Origin of the sequence: Pseudomonas sp. B28(2017) (genome assembly GCF_002113025.1) — a bacterium.
In the GTDB taxonomy this organism is placed as follows: Bacteria; Pseudomonadota; Gammaproteobacteria; order Pseudomonadales; family Pseudomonadaceae; genus Aquipseudomonas.
Genome location: NZ_NEJH01000002.1, coordinates 772,416 through 785,709, shown reverse-complemented (window position 1 = coordinate 785,709; position 13,294 = coordinate 772,416). Strand labels below are relative to the sequence as shown.

12 protein-coding genes are annotated in these 13,294 nt (G+C 60.1%); 6 read left to right on the top strand and 6 right to left on the bottom strand.

All coding sequences use genetic code 11. From position 1 onward, the window contains the following. Positions 1-73 precede the first annotated feature (73 nt). The 5 genes from CAF65_RS08385 (at position 74) to CAF65_RS08365 (ending at position 3,965) form a co-directional block, all read left to right on the top strand. Positions 74-733 carry a FadR/GntR family transcriptional regulator gene (locus CAF65_RS08385; protein WP_085715869.1) on the top strand — a complete coding sequence of 220 codons (660 nt, stop codon included), beginning with the start codon at positions 74-76 and terminating at the stop codon, positions 731-733. Then, the gene (locus CAF65_RS08380) at positions 723-2,027 is read left to right on the top strand and encodes a CynX/NimT family MFS transporter (protein ID WP_085715868.1); all 1,305 of its coding nucleotides are present in this window, start codon (positions 723-725) and stop codon (positions 2,025-2,027) included. Before CAF65_RS08385 ends, CAF65_RS08380 begins: the two co-directional genes overlap by 11 nt. Positions 2,028-2,127: 100 nt before the next feature. Continuing rightward, positions 2,128-2,598, top strand: coding sequence for a nuclear transport factor 2 family protein (locus CAF65_RS08375; protein ID WP_085715867.1), 471 nt, complete (start codon positions 2,128-2,130; stop codon positions 2,596-2,598). Between the two features lie 40 nt (positions 2,599-2,638). Next, entirely contained in the window at positions 2,639-2,941 is a 303-nt protein-coding gene (locus tag CAF65_RS08370) for a GIY-YIG nuclease family protein (RefSeq protein ID WP_085715866.1), read from the top strand. Between the two features lie 88 nt (positions 2,942-3,029). Further along, positions 3,030-3,965: a glutathione S-transferase family protein gene (locus tag CAF65_RS08365; RefSeq protein ID WP_085715865.1), complete on the top strand. Its 936-nt coding sequence runs from the start codon at positions 3,030-3,032 to the stop codon at positions 3,963-3,965. Positions 3,966-4,005: 40 nt separating this feature from the next. On the opposite strand, the gene CAF65_RS08360 is transcribed toward CAF65_RS08365, so the two are convergent. Beyond that, positions 4,006-4,356, bottom strand: a complete 351-nt coding sequence (locus CAF65_RS08360; RefSeq protein ID WP_085715864.1) for a glutaredoxin family protein — start codon at positions 4,354-4,356, stop codon at positions 4,006-4,008. Then, positions 4,356-5,360, bottom strand: a complete 1,005-nt coding sequence (gene yejK, locus CAF65_RS08355) for a nucleoid-associated protein YejK (RefSeq protein WP_008018580.1) — start codon at positions 5,358-5,360, stop codon at positions 4,356-4,358. Before yejK ends, CAF65_RS08360 begins: the two co-directional genes overlap by 1 nt. Positions 5,361-5,756: 396 nt before the next feature. Between yejK and CAF65_RS08350 the strand changes: the two genes are divergently transcribed. Further along, positions 5,757-6,038, top strand: coding sequence for an HU family DNA-binding protein (locus CAF65_RS08350; protein ID WP_007905514.1), 282 nt, complete (start codon positions 5,757-5,759; stop codon positions 6,036-6,038). A gap of 70 nt (positions 6,039-6,108) precedes the next feature. Here CAF65_RS08350 and rlmF read toward each other — a convergent pair whose 3' ends face one another. The 4 genes from rlmF to CAF65_RS08330 form a co-directional block, all read right to left on the bottom strand. Further along, on the bottom strand, positions 6,109-7,137 hold the full coding sequence (gene rlmF / locus CAF65_RS08345) for a 23S rRNA (adenine(1618)-N(6))-methyltransferase RlmF (RefSeq protein WP_085715863.1): 1,029 nt from the start codon (positions 7,135-7,137) through the stop codon (positions 6,109-6,111). Between the two features lie 245 nt (positions 7,138-7,382). After that, positions 7,383-10,229, bottom strand: coding sequence for a valine--tRNA ligase (locus tag CAF65_RS08340; RefSeq protein WP_085715862.1), 2,847 nt, complete (start codon positions 10,227-10,229; stop codon positions 7,383-7,385). Positions 10,230-10,480: 251 nt separating this feature from the next. After that, on the bottom strand, positions 10,481-11,797 hold the full coding sequence (locus CAF65_RS08335) for an MFS transporter (protein WP_085715861.1): 1,317 nt from the start codon (positions 11,795-11,797) through the stop codon (positions 10,481-10,483). Positions 11,798-12,057: 260 nt separating this feature from the next. Continuing rightward, a complete protein-coding gene (locus CAF65_RS08330) occupies positions 12,058-13,290 on the bottom strand; it encodes a transporter associated domain-containing protein (RefSeq protein ID WP_085715860.1) in 1,233 nt (410 codons plus the stop codon). Positions 13,291-13,294 lie beyond the last annotated feature (4 nt).

Here is a 13,294-nt window from a genome sequence, read left to right as displayed (position 1 = left end):
TGTTGCTCTCTTGGGTGAAGCTGACTAACATGTCAGAAAATTCATCCTATGATTGGATGAGAGGGCGAATTCCATGTCAGAAATCTCTCCATTGGTAAAACGATCCCTGGTCGACCAGGCCCTGGACCAGTTGCGCCTGCGTATTAACCGGGGCGTTTGGGTCGTGGGCCAGCGCTTGCCCACCGAGCCTGAGTTGTCCGCCGAACTGGGCATCAGCCGCAACACCGTGCGCGAAGCCATGCGCGTGCTGGCATTTTCCGGGTTGATCGAGATCCGCCAGGGTGACGGCAGTTACCTGCGGGCGGTGGTCGATCCGCTCGATACCTTGAAAGCGCTGTCGCGTTGCTCCCTTGAGCAGGCCCGGGAAACCCGGCACATCCTTGAAGTCGAGGCTATCGGCCTGGCAGCCATGCGCCGCACTGATGAAGACCTGGTGGCATTGCGCGAGGCGCTGGGAGTCAGCGGTAGCCACTACCACGGCGATCTTGAGACCTACATCGCCTGCGATCTGGTGTTCCACCGTCGGTTGGTGGACGCCGCGCACAACCCGACCCTCAGTGAGTTATATCGCTATTTCTCCAGCATCGTTGGTGCGCAGTTGCGCCAGACCCTGAGCATCGTCCCGCGCCGCCAGGAAGTGTTCGACCTGCACATCGAGTTGCTCGATGCCGTCGAACAACGCGACCCGGAACGGGCCAAAGCCCTGTCGAGGCAGTTGATCAATGAACCTTGAAACCGAGAAATCCATACACCACCGTGATTTATCCACAGCCCGAAAGCGTTCGACAGAGCTGGACGAGCTGCTGATCGACGCCGAGGCCGATGACGAACAGGTCCAGCAAGCTCACCCGGTCCTGCGCCGGCCATGGCTGTTGCTCCTGGGCCTGATTCTGGTGGCGCTGAACCTGCGCCCGGCGCTGTCGAGCATGGCGCCGATGCTCAGCGAGGTCTCGAAGACCCTCGGTTTGTCCGCGTCCACGGCGGGATTGCTGACCACGTTGCCGGTGCTTTGCCTTGGCCTGTTTGCGCCACTGGCGCCGGTGCTGGCGCGCCGCTTCGGTGCCGAGCGGGTCGTGTTGGGCATTCTTCTGACCCTGGCTGGCGGGATTATCCTGCGCAGTTCGTTCGGCGAAATCGGCCTGTTTGCCGGAAGCGTGCTCGCCGGTGCCAGCATCGGCGTGATCGGCGTGTTGCTGCCAGGCATCGTCAAGCGAGATTTCCCGAAACAGGCCGGGACCATGACCGGCGTCTACACCATGGCCCTGTGCCTGGGAGCGGCGATGGCGGCGGGTGCGACCGTGCCCCTCAGTGAGCATTTCGACAAGAGCTGGGCGCTGGGCCTCGGTTTTTGGGTTATCCCCGCATTGGCGGCGGCAGTGTTCTGGCTGCCACAAGTCGGCCAGAAACACGGCGCGCACAACGTCGCCTATCGCGTTCGCGGCTTGCTGCGCGACCCGCTGGCCTGGCAAGTGACCTTGTACATGGGCTTGCAATCGTCCCTGGCCTACATCGTGTTCGGCTGGTTGCCATCGATTCTGATCGGGCGCGGCCTGACCCCGACCCAGGCTGGGTTGGTGCTGTCGGGCTCGGTGATCGTGCAATTGGTCAGCTCGCTCGCGGCACCCTGGCTGGCGACCCGTGGCAAGGACCAGCGGCTGGCGATCGTGATCGTGATGGCGCTGACCCTCGGTGGTTTGTTCGGTTGCCTGTATGCGCCGATCGATGGCTTGTGGGGCTGGGCAATTGTGCTGGGGCTGGGGCAGGGCGCCACTTTCAGCTTGGCATTGACGCTGATTGTGCTGCGTTCGCGGGATTCCCACGTCGCGGCGAACCTGTCGAGCATGGCCCAGGGCTTCGGTTACACCCTGGCGTCCATGGGGCCGTTCGCGGTCGGCATCGTGCATGACTGGACCGGTGGCTGGACGGCTGTGGGCTGGATCTTCGGCGTCATCGGCCTGGGCGCGATCATCGCCGGCCTTGGTGCCGGGCGGGCGCTGTACGTTCAGGTGGTAAGCGAAAAGGTCTGATTCGAGCACTATCGGTATTCGGCTCACGAATGCCGATAGTGCTCGACGCATTTGCAGACTATCGTGCAGGCAAAACCCTTTTATCGTATGGAGCCTGCCCATGAGTGACGTCAACAGCGCGTTGATCACCCAGTTCTATCAAGCCTTCCAGTGCCTGGATGCTGAAGCCATGGCGGCCTGCTACACCGATGATGTGGTGTTCAGTGATCCGGCGTTCGGAGAGCTTCGTGATCGCGACGCTGGTGACATGTGGCGCATGCTGACCACTCGGGCCAAGGACTTTTCCCTGACCTTCGATCATGTCCGTGCCGATGATCGTGCCGGTAGCGCCCATTGGGTCGCGACCTATCTGTTCAGCCAGACCGGCAACATCGTGGTCAACGATATCCAGGCGCGTTTTGTCTTCCGGGACGGCAAGATTTGCGAGCACCACGACAGTTTCGATCTGTGGGCCTGGTCACGTCAGGCATTGGGTTTCAAAGGCCTGCTTCTGGGCTGGACGCCGCTGGTGCGAAACGCCGTCCGCACGCAGGCATTGAAGGGCCTGAAGGCATTCCAGGCCAGTCGCTGATAAGATCGCGGCTTGTTTTCCTTCAAGCCCTGATCGTTACGTGACCACCCTCAACGATACCCCTGTCGACAAAACCTGGTTCGTCTACCTCGTTCGTGCGGCCAACGGTTCGCTCTATTGTGGGATCAGCGATGATCCCGTACGTCGTTTCGCCAAGCATCAAAGCGGCAAGGGCGCACGATTCTTTCTTTCCAGCCCCGCCATGGCCCTGGTCTACACCGAACGCTGTCGTGACAAAAGCGATGCGTTGCGTCAGGAACGGCTGATCAAAAAGCTCAAAAAGAGCGCCAAGGAATGCCTGGTGGCGAGCGCAGCGAGTGCCGCCTCTGGCTTATCACTCTGACTGATCAGTTCCCATCAGGCAGATCTGTAGGCTGCCAGGTGATAGCGCGATAAGCTGAGGGCTCCTGATTTTTGCGGCGGAGCCGAGCATGTCCGAGTTGATTCTGCATCATTACCCGACGTCCCCCTTTGCCGAGAAGGCTCGCCTGCTGCTGGGGTTCAAGGGCTTGTCCTGGCGTTCGGTGAAGATCTCGCCAGTGATGCCCAAACCTGATCTCACGGCGTTGACCGGTGGTTACCGCAAAACCCCGGTGTTGCAGGTCGGTGCGGATATTTACTGCGATACGGCATTGATTGCCCGGCGACTGGAGCAGGAAAAAACCTTGCCGGCGTTTTTCCCGGAAGGTCAGGAAATGATCACTGCGACGTTTGCAGCCTGGGCCGACTCAGTGGTGTTCCAGCATGCGGTCAGCCTGGTGTTCCAGCCGGAATCGATAGCGGTTCGCTTTGGCAACTTGTCGCCGGAAGCGATCAAGGCGTTTATTGCCGACCGCGCCGGGTTCTTCAGTGGTGGTAGTGCGACAAAACTGTCCGCCGAGCTGGCCAAACATCAATGGCCAACGATCATGTCGCGGCTGGAACTGCAGTTGCAGCGCGAAGAGGGTGATTTCCTGTTCGGTGAACCGTCGATTGCCGACTTTGCCCTGGCTCATTGCCTCTGGTTCCTCAAGGCAACACCTGTCACGGCGCCACTGGTGGATGCTTACCCGGCAGTGGCCGCGTGGCATGCGCGGGTATTGGGCTTCGGTCACGGTGCGTCCAGCGAGATGAGTTCCGAGGAGGCTCTGGCAGTGGCGCGCACGTCCACGCCAGCGGCATTGCCGGATGAGCAGTTCGTCGATCCCAATGGGTTCAAGGCGGGGCAGCAGGTAGTGATCACGGCCACGGACTATGGCGTTGATCCGGTGGCGGGGGAGTTGTTGTTTGCCGGCCGCGAGGAGCTGATCGTGCGGCGCAAGGACGAGCGTGGCGGCGTGGTGCATGTGCACTTCCCGCGGTTTGGTTTCCGGATCGAAGCTGTCTGACGATCCCTTGTAGGAGCGTCGACCGGCTGCTCCTACAGGGTTATTTCAAGGCAGCCAGAATCGCATCCGGGTCATAGCCGCGAATCAGGGTTCCGTTCACATCGATGATCGGAATCCCTGCGCCACCCAAGGCCTCATAGTCCTTGCGCGCGACGGCATCCTTCTCGATATCGAATGTCTTGTACGGAATGCCTTTCTGATCGAGAAAGCGCCGGGTCAGCTTGCAGTAACCACACCATTCGGTGGCGTAGAGCACGACGTTGGCCTGGGCCTGCGTCTGTTCCGACACGACTTGTGAAGGATTGAGCACCCGCTCGACCTTGCCCCAGTTCTGGTAAGCCACGACCACCAGCAGGATCAGCAGGAACTTTTTCAGTACGCCGCCGAGCATCAGTTGCGACGCTTCAGCTGATCGGTGAGCGAGGTGGGCAGGCCCTTGATGATCAATGTACCGGCTTCCTCGTCGTACTCGATCTTCGAACCCAGCAGGTGGGCTTCGAAACTGATCGACAGGCCTTCGGCGCGGCCAGTGAATCGGCGGAACTGGTTCAGGGTGCGTTTATCGGCCGGGATTTCCGGCGAGAGGCCGTAATCCTTGTTGCGAATGTGATCGTAGAAGGCCTTCGGGCGTTCTTCGTCGATCAGCCCCGACAATTCTTCCAGGCCCATCGGCTCACCGAGCTTGGCTTGGCTGCTGGCGTAATCCACCAGGGTCTTGGTCTTCTCGCGGGCGTCGTCTTCCGGCAAGTCTTCACTTTCGACGAAATCACTGAAGGCCTTGAGCAAGGTACGGGTTTCACCGGGGCCGTCGACGCCTTCCTGACAGCCAATGAAGTCGCGGAAATACTCCGAAACCTTTTTGCCGTTCTTGCCTTTGATAAACGAAATGTACTGCTTGGACTGTTTATTGTTCTGCCACTCGGAAACGTTGATTCGCGCCGCCAGGTGCAATTGGCCCAGGTCCAGGTGACGGGACGGGGTCACGTCCAGTTCATCGGTCACGGCTACACCTTCGCTGTGGTGCAGCAGGGCGATGGCCAGGTAGTCGGTCATGCCTTGCTGATAATGTGCGAACAGCACGTGGCCACCGACCGACAGGTTCGATTCTTCCATCAGTTTTTGCAGATGCTCGACCGCCACGCGGCTGAATGCAGTGAAATCCTGGCCGCCCTCGAGGTACTCCTTCAGCCAGCCGCTGAACGGGAACGCGCCGGATTCCGGATGGAACAGGCCCCAGGCTTTACCCTGTTTGGCGTTATAGCTTTCGTTGAGGTCGGCGAGCATGTTCTCGATAGCCGCGGACTCGGCCAGTTCAGAGTCACGGGCGTGGAGAACTGCAGGTGTGCCGTCGGGTTTTTTGTCGATCAGGTGGACGATGCAATGACGGATCGGCATGGGCTTCTCGGCTGAATGAAGAGAGGAGGGCGTGCTCCCCCGAAAAAGCGCTCAGTGTACCGCAACCGCTGGTTTTGGCGCGGTGCGAAGGGCAATTGGCAGGCGACCGACGGCGCTTATGCGTTTTTTTCCCGTTTTAGCGCAATAAAGCTGACCAAATGGGTAGCTAGAGGCGGATATTTCCACGCCTGTGTGCTAGCTTTGCCCGGTCTTGCGCGAAGTCACTGCGTTAAGCGTGCAGTCAGCATTTGTCAGGTCGAACCAAACCCTGATTTCGGTATCTATAACCCCGATCCCGAGGTTATTTGGCCGAGGGTGCCAGATCCAGAAGATCGGGCTCGATGGCTGACATTGCACTCTGCAATCCATATGAATTTGATAGGGAAGGAACACTAAATGGCTCTTACTAAAGACCAACTGATCGCCGACATCGCTGAAGCTATCGACGCGCCGAAAACCACCGCGCGTAACGCTCTGGACCAACTGGGCCAAATCGTTGCCGATCAGCTGGAAAACGGCGGCGAAATCACTCTGCCAGGTATCGGCAAACTGAAAGTGACTGAGCGCCCTGCCCGTACCGGCCGTAACCCTTCGACTGGCGCAGCCATCGAAATCGCTGCCAAGAAAGTGATCAAGCTGGTTGTGGCCAAAGGCCTGACCGATGCTGTCAACAAGTAAGGCTTGTTAAAAAAACCGTGCACCGGAGCGATCCGGGCACGGTTTTTTTGTGGGTGCGATAAAGCGCTCACTACGCTGAAGCGTTGCTCCATCGTGCCTGACGCCAGGCCTGTTGCTGCGCTTTGGTCTGGAAGGTCCAGGCGACGAAGCGGCTCTGTTTCTGTCCCTGCCCCATTTCCACCACCTGACTTTCCAGTGCGCCGGCCTTGCTCAGGGCTGCCTGGATCGCTGGCAGGTTCGAGGCCTTCGACACCAGTGTGCTGAACCACAGCACTTGTTGCGCCACCTGCACGCTCTCGCTGACCAGTTGCGTGACGAAACGCACCTCCCCGCCCTCACACCACAATTCCGCCGCTTGCCCGCCAAAGTTCAACACCGGCAGCTTGCGTTTCGGATCGGCTTTGCCCAGGGCGCGCCATTTGCGCGTGCTGCCCCGTGTGGCCTCGTCCAGCGATGCGTGGAATGGCGGGTTGCACATGGTCAGGTCGAACCGTTCTGCGTTCTCCAGCAGGCCTGTAAGGATCTGCTTGGGGTTGCTCTGCTGGCGTACCTGAATTGCTTTGTTCAAGCCATTGGATTGAATGATCGCCTTCGCTGCAGCGATGGCGGTCGCATCGATATCGGAACCAAGGAACTGCCAGCGATAATCGCTGTAACCGATCAGCGGATACACGCAGTTGGCGCCCATGCCGATGTCCAACACCTTCACGGCGGCGCCACGGGGGATCACGCCGTCATTGCCACTGGCCAGCAGGTCGGCGAGGAAGTGCACGTAATCGGCACGGCCTGGCACCGGTGGGCACAGGTAGTCGGCCGGAATGTCCCAGTGAGCGATGCCATAGAACGACTTGAGCAACGCCCGGTTGAACACCCGCACGGCTTCCGGGCTGGCGAAGTCGATGCTTTCCTTGCCGTACGGATTGATGATCACGAACTTCTTCAGTTCCGGGGAGCTTTTGATCAGCGCCGGAAAGTCGTACCGACCCTGATGGCGATTGCGCGGGTGCAGGTTGGCCTTTTCCTTTGGGGCGGCGGCCGTGGCCGGGGTCTTCGGGGCAGGCTTTTGTCGCGCAGGCTTGGGGGGGCGGGGGGCGGTCATGGGTGTGGTCGATTCGGGCATGGCTGAAAGTGGCGGGCATTGTCCCACATCTGTGGGGCAACACCGATCAAATGTGGGAGCGAGCCTGCTCGCGAATGCGGCGGTTCAGTCGCCATCATTGTTGATTGATACACCGCCATCGCGAGCAGGCTCGCTCCCACAGAGGATTTTCATTCGCTGTGAAAAAACGGCAGGCATAAAAAAGGGAGGCCGTATGGACCTCCCTCTTTCAGTGCGATCTGCCGTTACAGGCTGGCAATCCGCGCATGCTGCTCGGCCAGCTTGCCCAGGGCCTGTTCGGCCTCGGCCAGTTTGGCGCGTTCCTTATCGATGACTTCGGCGGGTGCCTTGTCAACGAAACCGGCGTTGGACAGCTTGCCGCCGACACGTTGCACTTCACCTTGCAGGCGCTGGATTTCCTTGTCCAGACGCGCCAGTTCCGCACCTTTGTCGATCAAGCCGGCCATTGGCACCAGCACTTCCATCTCGCCGACCAGTGCGGTGGCGGACAGCGGTGCTTCTTCGCCAGCAGCCAGCACGGTGATCGATTCGAGGCGCGCCAGCTTCTTCAGCAGGGCTTCGTTCTCGGTCAGGCGACGCTGATCCTCGGCGCTGACGTTCTTCAGGAACAACGGTAGCGGTTTGCCCGGGCCGATGTTCATTTCGCCACGGATGTTACGGGTGCCGAGCATCAGGCCCTTGAGCCATTCGATGTCATCTTCGGCCGCCTGATCGATGCGTGTTTCGTTGGCCACTGGCCAAGGTTGCAGCATGATCGTCTTGCCTTCGATACCGGCCAGCGGCGCGATGCGCTGCCAGATTTCTTCGGTGATGAACGGCATGAACGGGTGTGCCAGGCGCAGGGCGACCTCCAGTACGCGCACCAGGGTGCGACGGGTGCCGCGCTGGCGTTCGACCGGTGCGTTTTCGTCCCACAGCACAGGCTTGGACAATTCCAGGTACCAGTCGCAATACTGGTTCCAGATGAACTCGTACAAGGCTTGCGCCGCCAGGTCGAAACGGAACTGGTCGAGTTGGCGGGTCACTTCGGCTTCGGTGCGTTGCAGTTGCGAAATGATCCAGCGATCGGCCAGGGACAGCTCATAGGCTTCGCCGTTCTGGCCACAGTCTTCGCCCTTGTCCAGCACGTAACGCGCTGCGTTCCAGATCTTGTTGCAGAAGTTGCGATAACCTTCGACGCGGCCCATGTCGAACTTGATGTCGCGACCGGTGGATGCCAGCGAGCAGAAGGTGAAGCGCAGGGCGTCGGTGCCGTAGCTGGCGATGCCTTCGGCGAACTCGTCGCGGGTCTGCTTCTCGATCTTCTTCGCCAGTTTCGGCTGCATCAGGCCGGAGGTGCGTTTCTGCACCAGTTCTTCCAGTTCGATACCGTCGATGATGTCCAGCGGGTCCAGGACGTTGCCCTTGGACTTGGACATCTTCTGGCCCTGGCCGTCACGCACCAGGCCATGCACGTACACCGTCTTGAACGGAACCTGCGGTGTGCCATCTTCGTTTTTCACCAAATGCATGGTGAGCATGATCATCCGGGCAACCCAGAAGAAAATGATGTCGAAGCCGGTCACCAGCACATCGGTGGAGTGGAATTTCTTCAGGAATTCGGTTTTTTCCGGCCAGCCGAGGGTGGAGAACGTCCACAGGCCCGAGCTGAACCAGGTGTCGAGAACGTCGTTGTCCTGTAGCAGCGCGACGTCCGGGCCGATGTTGTGTTTGGCGCGTACTTCGGCTTCGTCGCGACCGACGTAGACCTTGCCCGACTCGTCGTACCAGGCCGGAATCCGGTGGCCCCACCACAGCTGACGGCTGATGCACCAGTCCTGGATGTCGCGCATCCACGAGAAGTACATGTTTTCGTACTGCTTCGGCACGAACTGGATACGGCCGTCTTCAACTGCGGCAATCGCAGGCTCGGCCAAAGGCTTGGTGGACACGTACCACTGGTCGGTCAGCCATGGCTCGATGACGGTGCCGGAGCGGTCGCCTTTCGGTACTTTCAGGGCGTGATCGTCAACGCTGACCAACAGGCCGGCAATGTCGAACGCGGCCACGATCTGCTTGCGGGCTTCGAAGCGGTCGAGACCGGCGTATTCGGCCGGGATCTTGCCGTCGATGGTTTCGTTCAGCGTGCCGTCGAGGTTGAACACCTGGCAGGCCGGCAGGACCGTTGCGTTTTTGTCGAAGATGTTCAGCAGCGGCAGGTTGTGACGCTTGCCGACTTCGTAGTCGTTGAAATCGTGGGCCGGGGTGATTTTCACACAGCCGGTACCGAATTCAGGGTCGCAGTAATCGTCGGCAATGATCGGGATGCGGCGGCCGACCAGCGGCAGCTCGACAAATTTGCCGATCAGGGCTTTGTAGCGTTCATCGTTCGGGTTAACGGCCACGGCGGAGTCGCCGAGCATGGTTTCCGGGCGAGTGGTCGCGACGATCAGGAAATCGTTGCCTTCAGCGGTCTTGGCACCGTCGGCCAACGGGTATTTCAGGTTCCACAGGAAACCTTTCTCGTCGTGGTTTTCCACTTCGAGGTCGGAAATCGCCGTGTGCAGCTTGGTGTCCCAGTTGACCAGACGCTTGCCGCGGTAGATCAGGCCGTCTTCGTGCAAACGGACGAAGGCTTCTTTAACGGCTTCCGAGAGGCCGTCGTCCATGGTGAAGCGCTCGCGGCTCCAGTCGACGGACGAACCGAGGCGACGGATCTGACGGCTGATGTTGCCGCCGGATTCATCCTTCCACTCCCAGACTTTCTCGAGGAATTTCTCGCGACCCAGGTCATGGCGGTTCTGGCCCTTGGCTTCGAGCTGACGCTCCACCAGCATCTGCGTGGCGATACCGGCGTGGTCGGTGCCCGGCTGCCACAGAGTGTTGCGACCCTGCATGCGGCGGAAACGGATCAGGGCGTCCATGATCGCGTTGTTGAAGCCGTGCCCCATGTGCAGGCTGCCGGTGACGTTCGGCGGCGGGATCATGATGGTGTAGGACTCGCCCGCGCCTTGCGGGGCGAAGTAATTCTCTGACTCCCAAGTGTTGTACCAGGAAGTTTCAATGGCGTGCGGCTGGTAGGTCTTATCCATGCGCGGCGGGACCCTATTGGCATTTATTCAGGAAAAGCCGGGAAGTATAGCGGGGATGAGCCGATGCGCGTAGAGCGAGGTGACAATGGGTGGGGGAAAAGCTGTGTTTTTTCGGGGGAGTGTTTTGTCAGCGAAGACGCCATCGCGGGCAAGTCGGATCGCCGCACCGCCGCTCCCACAGGTTATGTGTCGTACAGCTTTGTGATCGACACCAACCCTGTGGGAGCGGGATTTCCCGCGAAAGCAGTCGGTCAGGCAACCTGATTCAAATCGTTATGCCGCGTTTCCTTCAGGCTCAGAACGGCAATAAGGCTCAGCACTGCCGCCCCGGACACATAACCGCCGACGTAACTCAAGCCGCCCATCGCCACCAGCTTCTGCGCGAAGAACGGCGCCGCGGAAGCGCCGACGATACCGCCCAGGTTGTAGGCCGCCGAGGCGCCGGTGTAGCGCACGTGGGTGGGGAACAGTTCCGGCAGCAGGGCGCCCATCGGCGCAAACGTCACGCCCATCAGAAACAGCTCGATGCACAGGAACAACGCCACGCCCCAGGTCGAGCCTTGGGTCAGCAGCGGCTCCATGAGGAAGCCGGACAGGATCGCCAGTACGCCACCGACGATCAGCACCGGTTTGCGCCCGTAACGGTCGCTGGCCCAGGCCGACAGCGGGGTGGCGGCAGCCATGAACAGCACCGCGAAGCACAGCAGGCCGAGGAAGGTTTCGCGGCTGTAGCCGAGCGTTGCCACGCCGTAACTCAGGGAAAACACGGTGGAGATATAGAACAGTGCGTAGCACACGACCATTGCGCCGGCGCCCAGCAACACAGGAGCCCAGTATTGGCCGAACAGCTCGAACAGCGGGATCTTCACCCGCTCCTGGCGTGCCACGGCGTTGGCGAACACCGGGGTTTCATGCAGCTTGAGGCGCACGTACAGGCCGACAATCACCAGTGCGGCGCTGAGCAGGAACGGAATACGCCAGCCCCAGGAGCGGAACTGTTCATCGTCCAGTACCAGGGCCAATGTCAGGAACAGGCCGTTGGCCGCCAGAAAGCCAATGGATGGACCCAGTTGCGGAAACATGCCGAACCATGCGCGTTTGCCTTTCGGCGCGTTCTCCGTGGCCAGCAATGCCGCACCACCCCATTCACCGCCCAGCCCCAGGCCCTGGCCGAAGCGCAGGACGCAAAGCAGGATCGGTGCCCAGGCGCCGATGCTGTCGTAACCTGGCAGTACGCCGATCAGCGTGGTGCACACGCCCATCAGCAGCAGCGAGGCGACCAGGGTCGATTTGCGGCCGATACGGTCGCCAAAGTGGCCGAAAAGGGCCGAACCCAAGGGGCGTGCAAGGAAGGCGATACCGAAAGTGAGAAACGCCGAAAGCATCTGGGCGGTGCCGGATGTCTGCGGAAAGAACACCGGGCCGATCACCAGCGCGGCGGCAGTGGCATAGACATAGAAATCGTAGAACTCGATGGCGGTACCGATGAAGCTTGCCGTGGCCACGCGGGTGGCGGAGTTCGTTGGTTGCGCAGGTGTGGAGTCGCTGTAAGTCGTGCTGGTCGTCATGCGGTTATCCCTGACTGTCATGTGCTCCAGTGGAGCGAATTATTATGGTCGAGAACCCAGGGATGTGGGTGGAGACACAGTCGCTGTTCAAGGTAGGAACAGTCGTCGGTTGGTTGCGGGCTTTGCTGATGGACAGGCCGGAAGTTGCGAAGTGCGGGGTAGGCACGGGGCCGGCGAGGCTTGGGTAAGCGCTTCGATTATAGGAAGGTAGCTAACGATCGAACAAGTGGCCTGGCGAACACAGGGATTTGTGTCAGGTTTTAGATAACGACAGGCATCGAGCTGGTCTGCCAGATCAGCACCCGCGTGACTCGGTTGTCCTCGGTCTCGAGAATTTCCAGTCGATACCGGCCGACCTTCAGGCACACCGCGCTTTCGGGGATGGTTTCCAGCGCTTCGGTGACCAGGCCGTTCAGGGTTTTCGGGCCATCGCTGGGCAGGTGCCAGCCGAGGCTTTTGTTCAGCTCGCGAATGGACGCGGCTCCGTCGATCACCAGGCGTCCGTCGGCTTGCGGATGAATGTGCGGGTTATCCAGGCTGTGCTGGCTTTCGAACTCGCCGACGATTTCTTCAAGAATGTCTTCCAGGGTGACGATGCCCAGCACTTCGCCGTATTCATCGACCACCATGCCCAGACGCCGCTGCTGCTTGTGGAAGTTGAGCAGTTGCAACTGCAACGGGGTACTTTCCGGCACGAAGTACGGCTCGTGACTGGCCGCCAGCAAGGCTTCCCTGGTCAGGCTCGCATCGGGTAGCAAGTGAAGGATGTGTCGGGTGTTGAGGACGGCTTCGACCTGATTGATATCGCTGTGGAACACCGGCAGGCGAGTGCGCTTGTTGTGGCGCAATTGTTCGATGATTTCTTCGATGGGGTCATCGAGGTTGATGCCGTCCACGTCACTGCGCGGCACCAGGATGTCATTGACCGTGATGTTGTCCAGTGCGTGGATGCCTGGCAGTGGGTGAGGGCGGCTTACGGTTTCGGAGGGCGCATGCCGCTCCGTCAGCGCTTCGTCCTCACTCTGTTGCACCACTTTGGCTTTGCGGGCGAATGGTCGCGTCAGCAACTGACTGATGTTGTTGAGCAGCCATGCCGCGGGATAGATGATTTTCAGCGGTACGCGCAACAGATTGTTGCCCTGGGCCAGGATCGCATCCGGATAGCGGGTGGCGAGCGCCCGTGGCAAATAGTCGGAAAACACCAGCAAAATAGCGCCCGCCCCAAGGCAGGCGATCCACGGGCCGTTCTCGGCCCAGGTGAAAATGGCCAGCAAGGTGCTGATGACCACCACGAGTGCACGGCACAGGGTGTTGCAAAAAATCAGGCTGGCAAGCGGGAAACTGAGTTTCGCTACCGGTTTGTCGCTGGAGCGCGTTGCGGTGCGCTGGGCCAGTAAATGCTGGTGCGCGGCTTCGATGGCGGTAAACAGCCCCGACCATAGAATCAGCAGGGTCACTACTGCGAGCATCGGCCCTATGGGCAAGTCGTCCATATAT